Below are 21,129 nucleotides of genomic sequence, written 5' to 3' on the forward strand. Positions count from 1 at the left end.
ATCTCACCATGGCACTTGTCATTAAGAAGACTGCCGCAATCGCCATCGCAGCGGGTCTCACTTTTGCTGGCTCCGCAGGATTGGCTATTGAGAATGCAGCCCCGGCCGCTGCACAGGTGGAGCAGCCGGGCAACGAGGCTGGCTACTCCTTGACCATCACGAAGCGTGACCTCAATGGAGACAACTCCGGGACGTCTAATGGTTCGAAGCTGGATGAAGCTAAGATCCCGGGTAAGACCCCCGATACTCCTGCAGGCTTCAAGTTCTCGATCATCCGCGTAACCCCAGCTACGGGTGATGACAAGAATGATGCCTCGAAGGCCACTCCTGTTGAAGGAGCAGTCAAAAAGAGTGGTGTGACTGATGGAAACGGTGTCATCGAGTTCACCGGCCTTGAGGAAGGCGTCTACCGCGTCTCCGAGCTTGAGGTTCCAGCAAATTCTGGCTTCGTTCCCGGGCCTGACTTCTTGGTTTCCGTGCCGGTTACCAATGAGACCGGCACTGGTCTGATCAATAACGTTCACGTTTACCCGAAGAACACCCGTGCGGGCATTGAAAAGACCGTTCAGGATAAAGACAAGCACGGCGGTCAAGAGTACACCTACACCATCAGCTCTGACATCCCGAAGGCAGCTTCTGGTGAGGACAAGCTCGTAAGCTACCGAGTCGAAGATGCTCTCGATGGTCGCCTTGAAGCTCCGACTGCTGACAAAATTGAAGTTCGCCTGGGCACCAGCTGGGAAAACGCAACCAAGGTGGATTCGAAAAACTACGATGCTGTCATCACTCCCGCACCGGCGAAAGATGAGAAGCACAACATCAACCTTCAGTTCAATGAAGATGGCCGTGCCCTCTTGGCTGAACAGAAGGCTGGCACCAAGGTTCTGACCCGTATCACCACGAAGGCGCCGGAAAACGTTGAGGTCATTCCTAACAAGGCTAAGCTGTATTTCAACAATGGTGATGGTAGAGGTGAGTACGACCGCGAGTCCGAGGAAGTAAAGACCTACTGGGGTACCCTCAACATCAACAAGGTTGGTGAGGACGGGAAAACCCCGCTTCAGGGTGCAGAGTTCCGCCTGGTGAAGTGCCAGGCCGGTGAGGATGGCTACACCCAGCTTCCTAATACCGAGGCTCTGAACGTCAACGGTAAGTCTTCCTGGACCACTGGTAAGGACGGCAAGATCTCCATCACTGGAATTCACGCCACCGATTTTGCTGACAATGCCGATGACAACACTCTGCTGTGTGCACAGGAGACCAAGGCTCCGACCGGCTTCCAGCTTGATGAGCGTTTGGTTCCGTTCGTAATTAAGCGCACGGACGGTGGCACCCAGACTGCTCCGAACGTGTCTGGCCTGAGCAATGTGAGCAATGTGAAGGTTGACAACCTTGCGTACTCCTTCGACCTGAAGAATAAGCCGAGCGACCGTTTCCTCCCGAACACCGGTGGCATGGGTATCACCGCTCTGGTTCTCGCTGGTCTCGCCATTGTAGGTGCCGGCGTATTCGTTGCCCGTCGTAACGCTGCTTAAGCGTGCTGTGCATTGCTGGTCTAGCGGCCACTGAACGCTAAACCAGCATGCGGCGTACCCACGCGGGGAGGCGCCTTTCAAAAGTATCCCCGCCCCTTTTAAACAAAGATTGGACACAGCATGAGCATCGCAACGCGCACACCTGCGCACAAGCACAGGCAGCAGCGCTCGCTAATGCAGCGTGTCGTTCTGCCCGTCGTTATCATTCTCGCCGGTCTATGCGTGCTCATGTACCCAGTCTTGGCTACGCAGTGGAACAACCACCTCCAGCAGCAAGTCACTGAGGAGTACGAGCGGGAGTTCCGGGATGCTTACCATGCTCAAGAGGCCAGTGAGCAGGTTGAGGCGGCGCGCAGCTACAACGCCGCGCATACCAACGGCCCGATTTTGGACCCGTGGCTTACTCGCATCAGCGAAGACAATATTGAATACCAGGAGTACCTCGACCAGCTCAGCGGGGCACCGGCGATGTCCCAAGTTGTCATCCCCGCTATCGACGTAAAGCTGCCGCTTTACCATGGCACTAAGGATTCCACCCTGCAGCGCGGATTAGGTCACCTCTATGGGACGTCTCTTCCCGTCGGAGGCGAGGGAACTCACGCGGTTATCACCGGCCACTCGGGTCTGACTAATGCAACCATGTTTGATGACCTTGAAGAGCTTAAAGCGGGCGATGCGGTTTACATTTCTACGTTTGGCGAGCGAATGAAATACCAAGTTTATGAGACTGAGGTTGTTCTGCCGGACCAAGTAGACAACCTGCGTGCAGATGGTGATCGTGACCTGTTGACCCTTGTCACCTGTACTCCATACGGCATCAACACCCACCGTTTGCTTGTTCATGCGGAACGCGTGCCGATGGACCCGGACGAAGAGCAGCTTATCGACGAATCCGCCTCCATCTTCCAATGGTGGATGTGGTTGTTGTTGGGGATCTCCCTCCTGGTCCTCATAGGACTCATCTGGTGGGTCTACCGGGAAAAGCAGAAAAGCACTCACGCCGAGGAAGCTCAAGAGGAAAAGGAATCATAATGCGTAGGACCAAATACGTAGCGGCGATTGCTGCAGCAACAGTACTATCCTCGGGGCTCTTCCTACCCGCAGCAGATGCCCGCGTGATTAGTGGAAATGATCGAGGAATTGTTGCAGAAAGCGTCGATTCGCAGCGCTCAATCTCACTGGTAGTAGAGAAGGTCGCCACGAATCCTTTCGATCCTGTTCCCGCCGGTGAGAAGCCTCCTGCAATTTCTGGTGCAACCTTTACCTTGTCGGAAGTTAAAGGCATCGATGTCACCACATCTGCTGGCCGAGCAGCGGCCAAGAACATGGAGCTCGATGATGCTCGTGCTCAGGGCCTCGTGCGTGTCGCATCCCAAACAACTGGGGATGACGGACGTGCTCACTTCGAACGCCTTAAACCAGGGCTCTATCTTCTCGAAGAAGACGAACCGGACAGCGCGTTCGATTATCATGTCTCATCCCCCAAGTTGATTATTCTGCCTCTGGCCAATCTTGAAGGAACATCGTTCACTTATGAGAACGTCGTGGTGACTAAGTGGGATAAGGACAAAGATGTTCCTCCTCCGTCGACAACTCCGGTAACAACGCCCCGAGATACTCCGCCACCAGAAGACACTCCGCCGCACAATCCTGGCACCCCTTCGAAAGAAACGACACCCCGAGTTCCAACCGGGCCGCATGAAGAACCCCCCACGAGCGAGCCGCCAGTCTCAAGCAACGGCGACTCCCCACTGGCGTCGACAGGTGCGAACGTTCTCTGGGCCGTAGGCCTCGGCAGCATGCTCGTACTACTCGGTGCCGTACTCGCACGGCGCAACGGAAACAAGCAAACACAGTAAACCGCGGACTCTAGGAAAGAACGATTATGCGAAACTTTAAAAAGCCTGCAGCACGTACTGCGAGCTCGCGTACCCGCAACGCGATACGAGGAGTCTCCGCTGTGGTTGCTTCCTTCGCCCTTGCCGTGGGCCTAGGAACCTATCCGGTTGAGGTATCGGCGCAAGAATCCGTTTCCCCTTTAGAAACAGAGCCTGCCGAAACTGAACAGGCGGTTACGGTAAAGCGGGAGAAAAATGTAGACCGCATCACCGTCGAGGACCCCCAGGGGTACGCATGGGATTTTGGGTTCAAAGCTTCTTTGGAGGATGTGTTTGCCATCAAGCGTGTTGGCAAGGGTGAGATCAAGGAGATCCGCAAGGTAACTATTGACGGGCATGAGATTGAACCTGAGTTCTACGGATTCGTGAACGCCGATAAGAACAATGACAAGGACGCTGACGATCAGGAAAGCTACTTGGCCTTTGATATCCAGGCGTTGTACTCGGTTCCTCCGCGCATGGTTGAGTTTGAGGTTGAGACCACGGATGAGGCTGAGTACTCCGTAGCTGAAGCCGACGAAGTACCGTCCAAGGAGGAACTCAAGGAATCTGGTTTCGGTATGAAGGCCTCCGAGACCATTGCAGAAGAATCAACGGAATCCGAGGCCGATACTAATGCACCTGAAGAAGCCGATGCTTTAGAGCTGTCCCCAGAGTCGACCAACGGTGGACGTCTTCGTGCAGCGCAACCGGGTCCTGTTTATGGTCAGCCGGGCGTATACGACCAAGAGCTGTCGCTGTCCAATCCCCAGCCGAAATTCCTCAACGGCAATCCAGAGTTGGGCATGACCGTGAACGAAACCGGTGAATGGCGGATGACAAGGTTCGCTATTAAGAAGGACCGAAATGATTCCAATACCAAGTCGATCACGGGCCCCGTTCGCATCCGCGTTGTGCGCAATGGCACGACTGTTGTAGACCGTACCTTTGAGGATCTCTATGAGAAGGAATGGAATTGGAATTCTCTTAATAAGTCTTATGACACGGAATTCCAGCTCATTCCGAAGGTGACTGATCTATATTTCCAAGGTGGCGACATCATCATCTTTAACCCAGTCGCACCTCCGAATGGCACGTATGCAGTGCAAATCTGGGGCCAGGACATGGACAATGAGTCCCAAGGCCACCGGGTCAATGTCACCGGCAACGGGGTTGAGTTGTCGGAACAGAAGACCGAGGGTGAGGACCCGTATAAGACTACGTTTACGGTGAAGGAGAACTCTCTCTTCGAGAATGCTCACCTCACCCTGAGTCCTTCCGCGCGACTCGAAGACGTTTACTTTGAACTGCCCATTGAGGGTTTGGGAGATGGTGTCACGCTTGAACACGAGGTAAAAACGTATTCGGATCGCGTCGAAATCACATGGTTCCCAACCAAGGATGGACAGCGGCTCAGCTCGGTCAAAGTTGCGAAGGATTCCCAGGTTGTTCTCCGCACCTCGTACCGTTCGGAGCCTACCCGCTCGGAAGATCTCGTCATTAACGGCTCGCGTGACAAGGACTGGGTGATTGAGCCTGAGCCAGGGCTTCCGATTGCCCCGATTGAAGAGAAGGATGTTCCCCCAGTAACTCCTTCAGGCGAGAAGTGTACCCAGCGCGATACAAAACCCGACAGCCGTCAGCCTGCTCGTAGCCTTACTGCTAGTGAGGCTCTGTACGGCACGAGGCGGTTTGTGGTGGCCAGCCCGAACAGTAGTAAAGACCGTATTTCTTCGCAGCTCTACCTGCAAGTACAAGATGAGACGGGAAACTATAAGACCCACGAAGTCGGGCCGAAAAGCGGATGGGTTTACAACGCAATCGCTTACAACGATAAAGATAACTACATCTATGCGATTAGTGAGCCTAGGACTGTAGATTCTGTCGGCCACATCGAGGACCCGTGTTTCCCTGCTGGGCATTTGCTTCAGATTAACCCCTACACTGGTGAGGTTTTCGACCTCGGACGCGTGCAAGGATTCCTTGGCGAATTACCTGAGCACGCTAGCAAAGTCGGTGAATACTCCAATGATCTAGGCAGCGGCATCAACGCGGGTACCTTCGACTCGAATGGAAAGTACTGGGTAGCTGCGTCATCAAGCTGGGGAGCCGGACGGCTCTACGAGGTTGACCTCGATCGGCTCACAGCAACTTCTAAGAATAAATTCCCCGCAAAACAAGCGGCTGCTACGCCATGGTCCATCGGACAAAATTACCGTACCGTATCTGAGGACATCGTAGCTCTTTCGGATGCCCCCAACTATGCGTGGGGAATTCAAAGCGGGTGGGCAAACCCAAGCACTCCGCAAAAGATCTGGCTTGAACGAATCAATCTCTCCACTGGCAAAGTTGATCGCATCGATATCACTAACCTGACTATGCCGTCCGGCCAGACCCTGTTTGGTTTTCTCGGGAACCCGAATAAAGCGCCGGTATGGGGACAAGGATGGGCAGAATCTGGCGATACCTTGGCCTTTGGCTTGGGCGGTAGCTCTTCCAAAGGGGGCGTAAGCCAAATTGTGGAAATCAAGGTCGGTAATGCTGCGGCCAGCATCGGAAGTGTGAAGCCGAGAATTGTTGGGACGAGAACTGCGCCCAGTTCTTATAACACTGACGGTACATCGGCAATTGCCCCTGATACCGTGCCTGAGCCGGTTGATCCTTTGGTGGAAAAGGATGCTGTTGAGGATCACGCAATTGCTAACGGCGATGGCACCTACAACCTGAAGTACACAATTACCGTGACCAACCCAGATAAAAATATGGGCGCAATCTATGACGAGGTTGTTGATAAGCCGGAGTTTCCGAACTCAGTGAAAATTCTGAAGACCTCGTGGACCAAGACTGATGAATTTGGTCGCAAGGCGGGATCCGGAATTCAGCAAGGAGCCGGCCCGTTCAAGCTGGCTGGATACGCTGAAATCCAACCTGCGGGTACCAAACAGTTTGGTCAAACCAGTAACGGTAAGCACGTCTTCGAAGTCGAGATGCAGGTGGCGATCGACGCAAATGCTGCAGCACCTAAAACTGGTGAATGCAAACCTGGACAAGGTTTCTTCAACACTGCCATTGTTGGAAATAAAGAAGATGATGGCTGTGTTCCTTATCCGGAAGAAGGAACCGATACGGTTCGTCTGCACCTAGCCAAGATTTCAAGCGATGATCTCAACAAGGAGAACGTCCTTGCTGAGGCAGAGAAGCTCAAGACCGCGGAGTTCGAGCTGCGTACGCTCGACAATGAGGGCAACGAGACGGGTGTTGCTACGAAGCTAACTTTGAATCAGGAAACCGGCACTTTTAGCTCGGAGGAACTCAAGCCGGGGCATTACCGCCTCGTTGAGACTAAGGCTCCGGAGTCCTACAGCCTGCTTACAAAGCCAATTGACTTCAGGGTGTCTGTGAGCGGTCAGGGCAAGGACGTGAAGGCGGATATTACCTTCGACGACCCAGAGGGCATTGAACTCATTGCTCAAGAGGTGGATTACAGCAAGGCTCCGAGCCAATGGAACCTTTCTTCAAAGGACGTGGTGATGACAGTCGCCAACGTATTCCAAGGCGATCTTCCCAAGACAGGCGGCGTTGGTTTGTGGGTACCAACGTTGGTTGGTCTGACCATCATCGGTCTCGGCGTGCTTCTCGCGACGCGACGCCGCCAGCTGAGCTAGAACCCACCCCTCAGGGGATGACCACCCGAAAACACTAAAGGTGTTGTGAGAGGAAACCTCACAGCGCCTGTTGTGTTTTGCTACGAGGCTGAGGGAGAACGCTAAGAAGGTGTTCCCGACGTTGAACTACGCGGCGTCGGCAAGCGCGGCACTCAAGGACACCGAGCTGGTCATCCTGGCCACCGAGTGGCAGGAATTCCGCGACCTCGACCCGGCTGAGGCTGGTGCACTCGTGGCCCGCCGCCACATTATCGACGGCCGCAACGTGCTCAGCGTCGATGCTTGGCGTGCCGCGGGCTGGACCGTCGAGGCGCTTGGTCGCGTCCTTCCGGCACAGTAAACGCCGCAATCACGGTGGTCAGCGGCACCGCGAGTGTCAAGGCCATCGCGCCCAGCAGGGAGCGCAGAACCTCCGTGGCGACGAGGTCGCTGGAGAGGATCTGCAGGGCTGGGCGCTGCGCCGCCGTGATGAGCATGAGCAGGGGAAGGGCCGCGCCGGTATAGGTCAGCACGATGGTGTACACCATGGAGGCGATATGGTCGCGGCCCACTTTCATCGCTGAGGTAAAGAGCGCGCCGGGCCCCACCGTCGGATCGGCGGCGTGCAGCTCGCGCACGGTGGAGGCCTGCGCCACCGCGATGTCGTTGAGGCTGCCCAGCGCGCCCACAATGAACCCGCACAGCAGCACGCCCACAACGGGCACCCCGGGCATGTAGAGCAGTAACTTGAGGTTGTCTTCCGAGCTTGCACCGGTTAACGCCGTGCTGCTTATCGACGCCCACCCCAGCGCCCCCGACAACGCCAGCGCCACCAATGCTCCTCCCAGGGCGGAGGCGGATTTCCAGTTCACGCCGTGTACGAGAGGAACGGCGAGGAAAAGGATGGCCGCGCAGGTAACAAGCGCCAGTGGTAGTGCCGAATGGCCCTCGATGAGGGAGGGGATGAGGTAGAAGAAGACGATGGCCAAACTGATACCTAGGCCCAGCAGTGCTCGCAGCCCATGCCAGGCGGCGAAGCCGACGATAACAAGGGCCGCGATAATAGCCCATAACGCAAGGTTTCCACTGCGCTGAAAATCAGCGAAGGCATAGGTGCCATCCGCGGAATGGGAAAGCACTATCTCATCGCCCTGGTTTAGGGTCGGGTCACTGGCCAGGCCGTGGAAGATGAGTTGGGTTTTGCGCCCCGTGTCCTCGCCGGAGGTCAGATCTATCAGTGCGCGGGTGCAGCTGGTGTCCTCGCTCGCGGCGGGAATCAGCGGGGCTTCGTCGAAAGCCCGGCCGGCATGGGGATCGCTGCAAAGATGATGATCGATGCGGTCGACGGTTCCGGTCACCTGTGGCTGATTGAGCGCATAGGTAGCGAAGAAATCGGTGCTGGTGTGCTCGGATGGCGGGGTGGTGGGGCGTAGTAGAAACAAACCCGCAAGCGTTATCAGAGCGGTGAGGCTAAGAAAACTGATGAGCCCAGTACGCCACGGATTCAGGTTAGTCATGCCTATCATTGTGAATGAGTTTCATTAAAAAGAAAACTAATGATGACGCGATCAACAAGTTATCCACAGGCTGGCGGCGGCGCCGTTGTGCGGTGCGGGTGGGGCGTTTAGCGTTGCTGGCATGAACCTTGTGGAAGCGCATCTTCGCAGCCAGGCGGCGGGCATCGAGCTTGTCGCCGGCGTTGCGGGGCTCAGCTTCGAGCAGCTCCGGGCGTGGGGTCCGGAGTCTGCGGCACGCTCTCTGCTGGCGCTTTTTGACGTCTACTTTGCCTCCACCGCCTTCACCCGCAAACAGGCGCGTGCGGTTGCGGCCGCCCGTGCCAATGGGCACGACCTTCCCACGTTGCTTCTCATTGAACGCTTCGCGGGAAGGCTGAAGAAACAGCGCCAGGCCTGGGATCTGCGCATTGAGCTGTGCGGAATCACTGGCGATGAGAAGGCCGTGGCCCGCTATGCGCGCAAGCGCATTCGCGAGCTCAACCCGCCGCCAGAGCCGAAGCCGGGCGTGACAATTCGCCGGGGTAAGGAGTTATCCAAGCTCACGCTCACAGCCCCGGCCGCGCTTATTGAGGACCTACGCCCCAATATCGATGAGGACGATCCGGTGGGTTCCTTCACTGCCGCGTTTCGCGAGGGCCGTCTCGCCCGCCCCGTGGCCCAGACCCTCGCCGTCATGGAGCTTCCCGAGTACGCCACAATCCTGGGACGCTTGGGCGACCCGTCCACCCCGCGCTCCGATTCCGCGGCTCCAATACCCCCAATTTCTACTTCGGACCAGCCCTGCGCCGACGAGTCTCGGGACAACGCAGCCCCAGACCTCGGGGATATCGTGATTCAGCTATCCAACGGCGCCAAGATCACGGGCAAAGAGCTCATCGAGCGCGAGCTCGCCGAAGAAGGCCTCGTCATGAATGTTGACCGCGTCAAAGGCCCCGTGGAACTCCACCGCACCCAGCGCGTCGCCTCGGAGAAGCAGCGCATCATGGCCTGCGGCGAGCAACCCACCTGCGCCTGGGATCGCTGCCTGTGCGGCGCCGATTATTCCCAGATACACCACATCACAGAATGGAGACACGGCGGCGAAACGAACCCCGAGAACCTCACTCCGCTGTGCAAGTACCACAACGCCATCAATGGCCTCCCGGGCCGTGGCCGCATTGTGCGCGAAAACGGCAAGATTAAATGGGTACCGGCCGGCCCCCGCGATCCGCGGGAACCGGCCCACCCGCATCGCGCGCCGCGCGCCCAGCGCATCCGGGAGCATCGTGACGGCACCGCAATCCAAAGCTGTACTGAGCCAAGCGCCCGCACACCCGCCGCGCCGCCGGCATCCACACCTTCCGAGCCGGGAAGCCCCGCTCCGCCCGACCGCTAGTGCTCGAGGCAAGGGGCCTCGCACGCTTTTGCGCTGAGCGCGCCCCTTTACGCCTGCCCGATCGTGGGAAGCCTGGCCGTCAGTAGCGTGCAGGGCTACTGGCGGTAGCTCACCAGGAAGTTGCCGAGCCGCTCGATCGCGTTCTCCAGCTGCGAAGCCCACGGCAGCGTGACCACGCGGAAGTGATCCGGCGTGGGCCAGTTAAAGCCGGTGCCCTGCACCATGAGGATTTTTTCGGCGCGCAGGATGTCGAGCATGAGCTTCGAGTCATCGTGAATCTCATACACGTCCGGATCCAGACGCGGGAAACAGTACAGCGCGCCCATCGGCTTCGTCACCGACACACCCGGAATCTCATTGAGCTTCTCGTAGGCAATATTGCGCTGCTTGAGCAAGCGACCACCCTCACCGGTGAGCTCATAAATCGACTGCCGCCCACCAAGTGCGACCTGAATCGCGTGCTGCGCCGGTACATTCGGGCACAGGCGCGTGCCCGCCAGCAAATCCAGGCCCTCAATGAAACCGCGGGCATGGGACTTCGGGCCCGTCAGCACCATCCAGCCCGCGCGGTAGCCGGCCACGCGGTAGGCCTTCGACAGGCCATTAAACGTGATCGTCAGCAAGTCCGGCGCCAGGGAGGCAATCGAAATGTGCTTCGCACCGTCATAAAGAATGCGGTCATAAATCTCATCCGCCAGAATCAGCAGATTGTATTCGCGTGCTACCTCAACGATTTTCTGCAGCGTTTCACGCGAGTACACAGCACCCGTCGGGTTATTCGGATTAATGACCACAATTGCCTTGGTCTTCTCCGTTACTTTTGCGCGAATATCCTCAATGGACGGATTCCAATCATCCTCTTCATCGCACAAATAGTGCACGGGCGTGCCACCCGCCAGCGACGTCGCCGCCGTCCACAGGGGGTAGTCAGGGGCGGGGATGAGAACCTCATCGCCGTCGTCAAGCAGCGCCTGCGTGACCATCGAAATCAGTTCGGAGACGCCGTTGCCCAGGTACACGTCATTGACGTCGAAGCTGGGGAAATCCTCCAGCTCATAGCGGGTTACAATCGCGCGCCGTGCCGGGATAATACCCTTCGATGTGGAGTAGCCCTGGGAGGTCGGCAGCGCCGCAATCATGTCGCGCATGATGACGTCCGGCGCATCGAAACCAAACACTGCCGGGTTGCCGGTGTTGAGCTTCAAAATGCTGTGCCCGTCGAGCTCCATGCGCTCGGCCTCCGTGGAAACCTCGCCGCGAATATCGTAGGCAACGCCTTGTAGTTTGGTGGATTGATCAAAAATCCGGTTGTGTGTCATGCCGGATATGTTACTTCTGGTTCCACTGCTCCAGCTTGCGTTTGGCCAGATTCATCGCATCGCCGGTGATTTCGCTTGCTTGACGACGCCTCTCCGCCCATTGCGCCTGCTCCAACGCCCGCATCTGCGCGCGTTCCTCCGCGCCCGCGGCCTTGAGCTCGCGCATGCGCTGGCGCTCGATCTGGCGCGGCGACGGGCGATGCCAGGATTCCGGGCCCACCTTGGCCACGTACAGCATGATCCACAACGCGGGGATGAGGAAAAGCAGGCCCGTTCCGGTCAGCGCGGCGGTGACGCCGGACATGGCACCGAAAGATGCAATCGAGCCGAACAACAACCCCAGCGTGCCTACCATGGCCGTGGCCAGTCGAGGCTTCTTCGTAGCCTGGTAGGCGCGCTCCATTTCACCTTGGGAGTAGATCTTGAGCTCCGTGCTGGCTTTGGTGGGGATATCCATGAAGACGGCCGCCAGCTCGCGGCGAGTCGTCGCCTCCATTATCGCGTCGGTGCGCTGTTCAAACTCGTCCATCGATAGACGGCCTTCACCCAAGGCCTGGGCGAGGTCGTTGACGGCGTTGGTCCGTTCGGCGTCGGAAAGCCGCATGCTGAAAGGATTAGTCACAATAGCCATCCTAACAGCCTATTTAGCTTGCTCCTTTTCGCGCACGAGGCCGGAGAGGAACGGGAAGATTGCGACGGTGAGGGCACCGCCGGCGATGAAGATCGAGGCCATTTCTGTATCGACGATGCCCGAACCCACCGCAAGCGTCATCACCGCCACGATGATGGGCAGGCCGGTTGCCGCATAGAGCGCCACTTGGAGGCGCTCGCGGGTGGTTTCGACGTCGGAGCCCGTGTGGTGGATATTTTCGCGCAGGAACACTGGCAGGCCGCGGGTCACCAGGATAAGAAGCGGGATGCCGAGGACCTTGAGGGGCTCGTCCACGATGACCTTCCAGTCAATCGCCATGCCGGAGACCACGAAGAAGACCGGGATGAGCATGGAATAAAACACCACGTCGAGGCGGTTCTCCAAGCCCTTATGGAACTCATCGGGCACGATGCGGTTCAGGATGATGCCCGCTGCGAAGGCGCCCAGCACGATATCGAGCTCAAAAACGGCGGTGACCGCCATGAGGATGGCCAGAATCAAAATGATGAGGCGCATGATGGTTTGGTTGGTGGAGCCCGCCCCGGAGATGAATGCGTCCTTGAACCACGGCATGAGCGTCGTAATGGCAAAGGGCATGATGGCCACGGCGACCGCGATTGCGATGAAGGCCAGAAGAATCAACATCGTGGTCCACGTGGAGCGCGTTCCCAAAAGGAGCGCCATCGCGGTAATCGGCGCAACCTCACCGATGGCGCCGTGGATGACCACGGAATCTCCCACCCGCGTGCCAAGCAGCTTGTCTTGCTTGAGCATTGGCGTGATGGTGCCCAGTGCCGTCGACGTCAAAGCAATTGCCATGACGATGGCGCCGGGGATGTCATCCATGAGGAAGTACGCGCCAACGCCACACACCACCATGCAGATGAGCCAGGTGGAGAGCCCCGTCGCGGCTTCCTTCGACTTCAGGCTGGCGAGGTCAATTTCAAAACCCGCAAGCAGGAACAGCGCGCCAACGCCAAGCTCCTTGAGCATCCCGATGCCGGGGTCTTCATGGGCCAGGCCCAACATCGATGGGCCGATGAGCATGCCGAAGAAAATGAGCAGTGCCACGGCCGGCATCTTCTTGCCCAGGGCATGAGACACCAACGGCGCCAACAGCGCCACCGCCATAATCCATGCGAAGGACACCAGCGAGTTGGTGTAGTTGGTCTCGCCCGAGGCGAGGACGTAGGTTACGTCAATTTGCATGGGGTAGAGCGTACCTGTGGGGTATCAGGCACGCCTACCCCGTGCGTTGGTGGTGTGGCCGACGTCGCACTAGTCGCCCTTGCTTGCCGACGCCCCCGGAGCCTTCGGCACCCCTGGCGCGTCTGGCACAGATGGTGCTTTCGGTGCGGCTGGTGCGCTTGGCGCTGCTGGAGCAGCCGGCGCACTGGGCGCAGACGGCGCTGCGGGTGCCTGAGGTGCGCTGGGCGCGGCTGGAGCCTTTGGTGCCGCGGGTGCGCTGGGTGCCGCCGGTGGTGTCGGTGCGGACGGCGCCGCAGGAGTGCTGGGCGCAGTTAGAGGTTTCGGTGTCGAAGGAGCAGCCGGGGCACTAGGCGCTGCGGGTGCTTGCGGCGCGCTTGGCGCAGTCGGAGCTGCGGGAGCGGTGGGGGCTGCGGGTACCTGAGGTGTGCTGGGGGCCGCCGGTGCACTAGGGGTGGAAGGAACTGCTGGAGCAGTAGGCACGGTTGGCGCGGACGGAGCTTGGGGCGCAGTGGGTGCTGCAGGAGCGCTGGGGGCAGCCGGAGGCGTCGGCGCTGCAGGTGCCTGCGGCGCAGAGGCAGCGCTTGGTGCGGACGGCGCAGCGGTGGGGGCCTGTGGGGAGCTTGTCGGGGCAGATTGCGCAGCGGTCGCTTCCGGGGAAGGCACGTCGGAATCTTCCACGGGCAGGCGGCGAGGCGTGTCGAGGAAGGCCTTCTCGCGCGGGGCAGGGAGGTCGCCGGAGGGGGCGATGGCGCTGCGCAGCATGAGCGCCACATCGCTGACCTGGGTTTCCGGCGCGATGGACTTCACGCCGCCCGTGAGCATGACGTTGCAGAACGGGCAGCCCGTCGCGATCTGTTCCGCGCCCGTTGCCACGGCCTGCTCCGAGCGGAACTCGTTGATGCGCTTGCCCAGCTTTTCCTCCATGAACATGCGCGCGCCACCGGCGCCGCAGCAGAAGGCCTCGTCGCGGTTGTGGTCCATCTCCGCCAGCGACGCACCGGTCGCCTCCACGAGCTCACGCGGCGGGTCGAAGACCTTGTTGTGGCGGCCCAGGAAGCACGGGTCGTGGTAGGCCACCGGCTTGCGGTTCTCCGGGGAGCGCGGCACCGGGACCAGCAGCTTCTCCCGCACCAAACGGTTGAGCAGCTGCGTGTGGTGCAGCACGTCGAAGTGGCCGTCGAAGTCGGGGTACTCGTTGCGAATCGTGTTGAAGCAGTGCGGACACGTCGTGATGATTTTGCGCTGGCCTTTGGGGACGCCGGCGAAGGCGTCGTTAAGCGTGGCGACGTTCTGCTCCGCCATCACCTGGAACAGGAACTCATTTCCGGCACGGCGCGCCGGGTCACCGGTACAGGTCTCGCCCGTAGCCAACACACCGAACTTCACGCCCGCAGTGTGCAGCATGTCCACCACCGCGCGCGTCGTGGCGCGGCCCTTGTCGTCATACGTACCCGCGCAACCGACCCAGAACAGGTACTCCAGGTCCGAAAAGTCTTCCGCGTCCTCGCCGATAATCGGCACCTCAATGCCATCGGCACGCGCCTCGTCGATCCACGTGCGCCGTTCCGAGGCGTTGCGACCCCACGGGTTGCCCTTCGTCTCCATGTTCTTAAACAGCCCGGTCAGCTCCGACGGGAAGTCGGACTCCGCCAACACCTTAAACCGGCGCAGGTCCGCCACGTGGTCGATGTGCTCGATATCCACCGGGCACTGGTCCACGCACGCACCGCAGTTGGTGCAGGCCCACAGGACGTCATCATCAATCGTGCCCGCCATCGCCAGCACGTTGAGCCCCTCGTGCGGGTTGTAGTTATCCAGCGCGCCCTGGCGCAGGTCCATCATGAGCTTCTTCGGGCTCAGCGGCTTCTCGGTGTTCCATGCGGGGCAGAGGTCCTGGCAGCGGCCGCATTCGGTGCAGGAGGAGGCGTCGAGAAGCATCTTCCAGCTCCCCGGCTCAAGGTCCTCCAGGTCGGGTGTGGGCACTGAGCCCAGCGCCTTTTCACCCGTGGCGTTGCGCTGGAAGAAGATGTTGAAGAAGGCCATGAAACGGTGCCACATCACGCCCCACTGGAAATAGCGCGCGATGCAGGCGATGAACACCAGGCCCGTCAGCAGCTTCACCAGGGCAAAGAACTGCACCATGCTTGGCGACGCCTGCATAACCCCCGCCACACGCATCGTCAAGAAATCAGCCCACGGTGAGCCTCCGCCATACGTGGCGATGGCGGAGGCCTTGACAGCGAGCATGCCTAGGCCCTCGAGGAGCACGATGGCCTCCACCAGGCGCGCCGGGAAGACCTGCGAATTATAGAAACGGCTGCCGCGCTCGGTATGGCCGAGTTTTAGGCGCACGCCAATGAGGAAGCAGATACCCAGCACGGTGCCGATCGCGAGGACCTCTTCGATGAAGTGATAGACCGGCCAGTCGCTGAGCCACGGCCAGCCGTTATCGGGCGCGAAGGTTTGGATATAGGCCTCGAACCACACGATGGCGCCGAAGAGGAAGCCCACCATCACGAGCCAGTGCGCGGCATTGACCAGCGGCCGGCCCTTGAAGTGGGTATGGCCGAAGACTTCGATAAGCACGCGGCCGAGGCGCGCCAGGGGGCGGTCGGTACGGTTTAGCTGCGTGGGGCCGCCGGAGCGGATGAACCGAAACAGCGCCGTGAGGCGGTAGAAAAAGTACAGCCACACCGGGACCGATGCGGCGATGGCAACCCAGCCGAACATGCGCGCTCCTTTAATTGCTGCTGTGTGTGCCTCTTACCTTAAATCCTCGGCCCCGAAATCAGTGAGTCAGGATTCAGGTAGTGTTTTCGGAGGCCGAGAAATAAGCTGACGTGTATGGGAAGAATCAGTGCGCCGAAGGCGGCGGTGGGGCTTATCGCAGGATTTGCGGCTTTCGGCGTGACGGGGTTTGCAGTGGCGCAAGGCGGTCTGACGGCGAACCTGGCGCTATCGGGAACGTTCTTCAACGTCAACATGCGGCACTTGGAGGGCGAGGCTTTCTCGCTCTTCGTGGATAGTGACAAGAAGGGTGAGGAGGACGTGCCGACGGCCCGGTTGAAGATGGAGCACGCGGCGGCCTCGGATCTTTGCCTCTACGTCACGACGGACCTGCCGGCGGTGGGGGAGGCCACGCTGGCGCTGAAGGCGAAGGGCGATAACAGCGTGGAGGCCACCGACTTGTTGGTTGGTGCGTCGGACATCGAGGGCTCGTTGGTCATGGAGGATGCGAACGTGGGCATCGATGCGCGCCAGCTGTCCACCACCGCGGATCCCGGAACGTGGGGCCTGTATGCAAAGAAGGTTTCGCTGACTGCCGACGACGTCCGTGCCACCTCCATCGGCGCCAAGACGCTGTCAGCACAGAACGTGGGCGTATCCGTGGAACGGGGCCGCGGAAATGGCTGCTGATCGGTTTAAGGCGTGGCGCGGTGGGCGGCCCTTCATCCCGGGCTTGCTGCTCATACTTTCGGGAATCGTTATCGCCACGCCCGCGTATTTCACCGTGCACATCTCGGACCTGTTGGTCATGATTTCCACGGTGTCGGGCGTGTCCACGCTGCTTATCGGGGCGCTGTTGGTCATGTTCGGCTTAGGAGCGTGGTTTCGCCCGGCCACCTCGACGTATCTGGGAGTGCTCGGCATCATCGTGGCCGTGATTGCGCTGCCTACCTCTAACTTGGGAGGCTTCCTTATCGGCACGCTGCTCGGCATCATTGGCGGCGCGCTCACCCTGGCGTGGGAGCCCACCGATGTTTAAGCACCGTCCTTCGCGCTCACGGAGCGTGTTGTTCGTGGCCGCCATGGTCGCTGCGGCGAGCGCGACGGGCGTGAGCGCGCAGGTCGCCCCGGCGCAGCCCTACTTTTCCACCGTGAAGGCGGACGAGGTCACGCTAACGGGAAACGTGAAAGCCACGCTGGGCACGATGCCCACCCGCGACGGCGAGGTGCGCGTTATCGAGCTCACCGGCGATCGCCTTGCCGTGCGCAACCTGGCCATCACCTTGCCCGGAAATGCCGGCGATGGCCTGCTCACCACCGGTGGTTCAGTAACCACCGTGGAGCCCGCGCGCATCGTGGCGACCTCGCTGACCGTCACGCCCACCGTCGAGGGTGCGCGCACCGTGCCCGTCACGGCGGATCTCACCAGCGGCGATATCAACGCCGTTCTCGATCAGCTCGGAATTCCCCCTGCTCCGGACGCCGAGCTTCCCGACGCCCTCATGGAGCACCTTTCCTTAAGCGACGTCACCCTCGAGTTGGCGAACCTCACGGGTGACACGTTCTCGGCCCCGACGATGTCCGTGAGCGTCGACTAGTCCTCGCGGAACTGGGACTGGTGGAGGCGCCAGTAGGCGCCGTGGGCGTCGAGAAGCTCGGCGTGGGTGCCCTGTTCCACGATGCGTCCTTCTTCCATGACGATGATGATGTCGGCGTCACGAATCGTGGACAGGCGGTGCGCGATGATGAAGGAGGTGCGGTCCGCGCGCAGCGCATTCATGGCGTCCTGAACGAGCACCTCGGTGCGGGTATCCACGGATGAGGTCGCCTCATCGAGGATGAGGAGCGCCGGCTGCGCCAGGAAGGCGCGCGCGATGGTGATGAGCTGGCGCTCGCCGGAGGAAATCGCGCCATTGTCTTGATCGATGACCGTGTCATAGCCCTCAGGCAGCGCGTGGACGAAGCGGTCCACGTAGGTGGCCTTGGCGGCGGCAATGACTTCCTCATCGGTCGCGTCGAGGCGGCCGTAGCGGATGTTGTCCATGATGGTGCCCTCGAAGACGACGGCGTCCTGCAGCACCATGCCCACCTGGGAGCGCAGCTCGTGGCGCGACATCTGCGCGGTGTCGACGCCGTCGAGGCGGATGGTGCCGGAATCGATGTCGTAGAAACGCATGATGAGGTTGACCAGCGTGGTCTTGCCGGCACCCGTGGGGCCCACGATGGCCGCGGTCTGGCCCGGTTCCACGCGGAGGCTGAGATCCTGGATGAGTGGGGTTTCGGGATCATAGGAGAAGTCCACGTCCTCGAACTCAACCAAGCCCTTCGCGCGCCCGCCCAGGCGGGAGGTGGTCTCCTCGGCGGGTTCTTCCTCAGCGTCGAGGAACTCGAAGACGCGCTCGGCCGAGGCCACGCCCGATTGCACCTGCTGCATCATTCCGCCGAGCTGGCCCAGCGGCTGGTTGAACTCGCGGGAGTACTGGATGAAGGCCTGGGCGCCACCCAGCGTGAGGTTGCCGGAGGCCACCTTCAACGCGCCGAGCACCGCGATGACCACGTAGGACAGGTAGGAGATGAACTGCATGATCGGCATCATCATGCCCGCCAGGAACTGCGCCAGCGACGCGGAGCGGAAGAGCTCCTCGTTGCGCTTATCAAAGTCCTCCGTCATGGAGTCGATGCGCCCGAAGACGGTTGCCAGGTCGTGGCCGGAGAAGGCTTCCTCGACCTGCCCGTTGAGGTCACCGGTGGCCTTCCACTGCGCCTTGAATTGCTTTTGCGCGCGCGAGCCGACGACCCCGATGACCACACCGGTCAGCGGCAGCGCCAGCAGCGCAACGAGGGCCAGCTGCCAGGACACGGTGAACATCATGACCGTGATGCCGATGACCATGAGCAGGTTATAGAACAGCTGCGAAATGGCCTGCTGCAGCGCCGTCTGGACGTTGTCGGCATCGTTGGTGGTGCGCGAAAGAAGGTCGCCGCGCGACTGCGTATCGAAGTAGTTCAGCGGCAGCCGGTTGATCTTCGCCTCGATGCGCTCGCGCAGATCGAAGACCACCTTCATCACCAGCGAGTTCAGAAGGTAGCCCTGCCACCACTGGAAGAGCGAGGACACCACGTACATCGCAATCACGATGCCGATGATCGTGCCCAGCTTGGAAAAATCAATGCCGAAGCCGGGGCTCAAGTCCATGGCGGAGGCCATGTCCGCGAACTTGTCCTGCCCGCCCGCGCGCAGAGCGGCGATGGCCTGCTCCTTGGTCATGCCGGCGGGCAGGTGGCGGGAAATGACACCGGAGAAGATGACGTCGGTGGCCTTGCCCATAACCTTGGGCGCGGCCACGGCGAGGAACACGCACACGAGGTTCATCGCGGCAATCGCGACAAGCTGCGCCTTGAATGGCGCGAGCAGACCAAAGAGACGCTTGGCGGAGGGCCAAAAATTCTTGGCCTTGCGCGGCGCGTTTTCGCCGGTCTTCTGCTCGATCTCGGCTTCTAACGTCGCGTTGTCTTGCTCAGTCATTTATGCCACCTCCTGGGATTCCACAATTTCGCGGTACGTCGTCGAGCTTTCCAGCAGCTCCTCGTGCGTGCCGCGGGCCACGACGCGCCCGGCGTCCATGACCAGAATCTGATCCGCATCCACGATCGAGCTCACGCGCTGCGCCACGATGATGGTCGTCGCCTTCGCGGTGTATTCCCGCATGGCGTCGCGTACCGCGGCATCCGTGAGCACGTCGAGCGCGGAGAAGGAATCATCAAAGAGGTACACCAGCGGCCGCGCCACCAGCATGCGTGCGATGGACAGGCGCTGGCGCTGGCCGCCGGAAACGTTGGTGCCGCCCTGGGAGATGTGCATGTCGAGGTCCTCGACGAAGTTTGCCTGGGCCACGCGCAGCGCTTCCCACAGCTCCTCGTCGGTGGCGTCCGGGGCGCCGAGGCGCAGGTTGGAGGCCACGGAACCGCTAAACAGGTACGGCTTCTGAGGCACGAGGCCCACACGCTTGACGACGTCCCCTCGTGCCATATCGGCGATATTGGTGCCGTCGAGAAGCACGCGCCCCTTCGTCGGGAGGTAGAGGCGCGGGATCAGGGAGAGTGCGGTGGTTTTGCCGGAACCGGTCGCGCCGATGAGAGCGGTGGTGGTGCCGGGGGTGGCGGTGAAGGAGACGTCGTGAAGCACGGGCGCTTCGGCGCCGGCGTACTGGAACGTGACGTTGTCGAACTCGACCACGCCCTCGGAGCGCTCCGGGGTGAGCGGGGTAGCGGGCTCGACGATGGAGGGATCGTGCTCGAGGACGTCGGTGATGCGGCGCGCGCAAATGACGGCGCGGGGCAGCATCATGGCCATGAAGGTGCCCATCATGACGGCCGCGAGGATCTGTAGCAGGTATTGCAGGAAGGCGGTCAGGGAGCCGACTTCCACGAGGCCATCGTCGACGCGGTGGCCGCCGAACCACAGAACCGCGCCCGTGGCCACGTTCAGGATGACGGTGATGATGGGGAACATGAGGACGAACAGCTGGCCCACCTTGAGCGAGAGGTTGGTGATGTCGCGGTTGGCGGTGCGGAAACGCTCGGCTTCGTGCTCTTCGCGGGTAAAGGCGCGGACGACGCGAATGCCGGCGATTTGCTCGCGCAGCGTGCCGTTCATGACGTCGAGCTTTTCCTGCCACGAGCGGAAGAGCGGCATGAGGCGGACGATGATGACGGAGATGGCGGCCAGCAGCACGATGACGGAGACCGCGACGAGCCAGGACATTCCGGCGTCTTCGCGGATGGCCATGATGATGCCGCCGATGGACATGATGGGGGCGGCAACCATGAAGTTGAGCATCATCATGTAGACCATCTGGACTTGCTGGACATCGTTGGTGCCGCGGGTAATGAGGGTGGCGGTGCCGAAGTTGCTCATGTCTTCGGCGGAGTAGCGGGTGACGCGGCGGAAGACTTCGGAGCGCAGGTCGCGGCCGAGGCCCATGGCGGTGCGGGAGCCGAACCAGATGGCGGCGATGGCGGCGCTGACCTGGATGAAGGCCACGATGAGCATGATGCCGCCGGTGTGCCAGATGTAGTCGATGTCTACTTGGGCAACGCCCTTGTCGATGATCTTCGCGTTGAGCGAAGGGAGGTAAAGCGTTGCTGCGGTGGACAGTGCTTGAAGAAGCAGCACCGCGATGACGTAGCCGGTATACGGCTTCGAACGGGATATGAGGATACGTAGGAGTTCCATAGACCAACGTTTCATGTGAGCGGCCTGGAAAGGCCAAA

15 protein-coding genes and 1 pseudogene are annotated in these 21,129 nt (G+C 60.3%); 9 read left to right on the plus strand and 7 right to left on the minus strand.

The genetic code is table 11. The features are described 5' to 3' along the window. Positions 1 to 8 precede the first annotated feature (8 nt). The 5 genes and pseudogenes from HMPREF2792_RS06370 to HMPREF2792_RS06390 form a co-directional block, all read left to right on the plus strand. Positions 9 to 1,535 carry a SpaH/EbpB family LPXTG-anchored major pilin gene (locus HMPREF2792_RS06370; protein WP_070531949.1) on the plus strand — a complete coding sequence of 509 codons (1,527 nt, stop codon included), beginning with the start codon at positions 9 to 11 and terminating at the stop codon, positions 1,533 to 1,535. A 120-nt stretch (positions 1,536 to 1,655) separates the two neighbouring features. Next, complete coding sequence (locus HMPREF2792_RS06375; protein WP_070531953.1) at positions 1,656 to 2,567, plus strand: class C sortase; 912 nt, start codon at positions 1,656 to 1,658, stop codon at positions 2,565 to 2,567. Then, the gene (locus HMPREF2792_RS12995) at positions 2,567 to 3,394 is read left to right on the plus strand and encodes a pilin N-terminal domain-containing protein (RefSeq protein ID WP_141746423.1); all 828 of its coding nucleotides are present in this window, start codon (positions 2,567 to 2,569) and stop codon (positions 3,392 to 3,394) included. Before HMPREF2792_RS06375 ends, HMPREF2792_RS12995 begins: the two co-directional genes overlap by 1 nt. Positions 3,395 to 3,495: 101 nt before the next feature. Further along, the gene (locus tag HMPREF2792_RS06385) at positions 3,496 to 7,077 is read left to right on the plus strand and encodes a DUF6923 family protein (protein WP_070531956.1); all 3,582 of its coding nucleotides are present in this window, start codon (positions 3,496 to 3,498) and stop codon (positions 7,075 to 7,077) included. A 94-nt stretch (positions 7,078 to 7,171) separates the two neighbouring features. Beyond that, positions 7,172 to 7,417 (plus strand): annotated as a pseudogene (locus tag HMPREF2792_RS06390) (UDP binding domain-containing protein); the annotation flags it as partial. Here the strand turns inward: HMPREF2792_RS06390 and HMPREF2792_RS06395 are convergent. Continuing rightward, a complete protein-coding gene (locus HMPREF2792_RS06395) occupies positions 7,347 to 8,573 on the minus strand; it encodes a YibE/F family protein (RefSeq protein ID WP_070532127.1) in 1,227 nt (408 codons plus the stop codon). The pseudogene HMPREF2792_RS06390 and the gene HMPREF2792_RS06395 overlap by 71 nt on opposite strands. 121 nt (positions 8,574 to 8,694) lie before the next feature. Between HMPREF2792_RS06395 and HMPREF2792_RS06400 the strand changes: the two genes are divergently transcribed. Continuing rightward, positions 8,695 to 9,948, plus strand: coding sequence for an HNH endonuclease signature motif containing protein (locus tag HMPREF2792_RS06400; protein WP_070531964.1), 1,254 nt, complete (start codon positions 8,695 to 8,697; stop codon positions 9,946 to 9,948). Between the two features lie 95 nt (positions 9,949 to 10,043). Here HMPREF2792_RS06400 and HMPREF2792_RS06405 read toward each other — a convergent pair whose 3' ends face one another. The 4 genes from HMPREF2792_RS06405 to HMPREF2792_RS06420 all read right to left on the minus strand — a co-directional run bounded on the left by HMPREF2792_RS06405 (position 10,044) and on the right by HMPREF2792_RS06420 (position 15,858). Beyond that, positions 10,044 to 11,267 carry a pyridoxal phosphate-dependent aminotransferase gene (locus HMPREF2792_RS06405; RefSeq protein ID WP_070531971.1) on the minus strand — a complete coding sequence of 408 codons (1,224 nt, stop codon included), beginning with the start codon at positions 11,265 to 11,267 and terminating at the stop codon, positions 10,044 to 10,046. Positions 11,268 to 11,277: 10 nt separating this feature from the next. Next, positions 11,278 to 11,898, minus strand: a complete 621-nt coding sequence (locus HMPREF2792_RS06410; protein ID WP_227485910.1) for a DUF1707 SHOCT-like domain-containing protein — start codon at positions 11,896 to 11,898, stop codon at positions 11,278 to 11,280. Between the two features lie 9 nt (positions 11,899 to 11,907). Beyond that, positions 11,908 to 13,128 carry a cation:proton antiporter gene (locus HMPREF2792_RS06415; RefSeq protein ID WP_070531977.1) on the minus strand — a complete coding sequence of 407 codons (1,221 nt, stop codon included), beginning with the start codon at positions 13,126 to 13,128 and terminating at the stop codon, positions 11,908 to 11,910. Between the two features lie 69 nt (positions 13,129 to 13,197). Continuing rightward, positions 13,198 to 15,858 (minus strand): (Fe-S)-binding protein, encoded by a 2,661-nt coding sequence (locus tag HMPREF2792_RS06420; RefSeq protein WP_070531981.1) that lies wholly within the window; start codon positions 15,856 to 15,858, stop codon positions 13,198 to 13,200. A 114-nt stretch (positions 15,859 to 15,972) separates the two neighbouring features. Here HMPREF2792_RS06420 and HMPREF2792_RS06425 point away from each other — a divergent pair, with 114 nt between their 5' ends. Genes HMPREF2792_RS06425 through HMPREF2792_RS06435 form a run of 3 tightly spaced genes read left to right on the plus strand, consistent with a single transcriptional unit; the run spans position 15,973 to position 17,453 of the window. Continuing rightward, positions 15,973 to 16,545 (plus strand): DUF6230 family protein, encoded by a 573-nt coding sequence (locus tag HMPREF2792_RS06425; protein ID WP_070531984.1) that lies wholly within the window; start codon positions 15,973 to 15,975, stop codon positions 16,543 to 16,545. Next, positions 16,535 to 16,894: a DUF6114 domain-containing protein gene (locus HMPREF2792_RS06430; RefSeq protein WP_070531987.1), complete on the plus strand. Its 360-nt coding sequence runs from the start codon at positions 16,535 to 16,537 to the stop codon at positions 16,892 to 16,894. Before HMPREF2792_RS06425 ends, HMPREF2792_RS06430 begins: the two co-directional genes overlap by 11 nt. Continuing rightward, the gene (locus tag HMPREF2792_RS06435) at positions 16,887 to 17,453 is read left to right on the plus strand and encodes a hypothetical protein (protein WP_070531990.1); all 567 of its coding nucleotides are present in this window, start codon (positions 16,887 to 16,889) and stop codon (positions 17,451 to 17,453) included. The genes HMPREF2792_RS06430 and HMPREF2792_RS06435 overlap by 8 nt, the downstream gene beginning before the upstream one ends. Here the strand turns inward: HMPREF2792_RS06435 and HMPREF2792_RS06440 are convergent. Beyond that, positions 17,450 to 19,381, minus strand: coding sequence for an ABC transporter ATP-binding protein (locus HMPREF2792_RS06440; RefSeq protein ID WP_070531993.1), 1,932 nt, complete (start codon positions 19,379 to 19,381; stop codon positions 17,450 to 17,452). The two genes, HMPREF2792_RS06435 and HMPREF2792_RS06440, sit on opposite strands and share 4 nt — an antisense overlap. Continuing rightward, positions 19,382 to 21,091 (minus strand): ABC transporter ATP-binding protein, encoded by a 1,710-nt coding sequence (locus HMPREF2792_RS06445; RefSeq protein WP_070531996.1) that lies wholly within the window; start codon positions 21,089 to 21,091, stop codon positions 19,382 to 19,384. Positions 21,092 to 21,129: the final 38 nt, after the last annotated feature.

It is taken from the genome of Corynebacterium sp. HMSC068H04 (assembly GCF_001811255.1).
In the GTDB taxonomy this organism is placed as follows: Bacteria; Actinomycetota; Actinomycetes; order Mycobacteriales; family Mycobacteriaceae; genus Corynebacterium; species Corynebacterium hesseae.